The sequence below is a fragment of the Peribacillus sp. SIMBA_075 genome (assembly GCF_046534585.1).
In genome coordinates this window covers 1-259 of the sequence record NZ_JAWRYN010000939.1, presented here as the reverse complement: position 1 = coordinate 259, position 259 = coordinate 1, and the positions used below count along the sequence as shown (strand labels likewise).

General features: G+C 51.7%; 1 protein-coding gene. It reads left to right on the top strand.

The features are described from left to right. On the top strand, positions 1–259 hold a 259-nt coding region (locus tag SB775_RS31020; RefSeq protein WP_410865111.1), incomplete at both ends, for a CPBP family intramembrane glutamic endopeptidase.

Sequence of the window (259 nt, the reverse complement as noted above, 5' to 3'; positions counted from 1 at the left end):
ATCTGGCATTACCTCTTGTTGATGTTTGTCATTGTGCCCGGAGAAGAACTTTTCTGGCGCGGCTATATACAACAACAATTGAAGAAATATATGAGGCTGCCATTCGCCATTGTCGGCGCTTCTCTCTTATTCGGCGCCGCACTGGCCTTTAGCGGCTTCTGGACGGGCGTCGTGGCAGGCATTGTCGCTGGCATGCTGCTTGGTCTACTCTACGAATGGAAGCGCAGTATGCCGCTGCTCATCATCACCCATCTAGTAG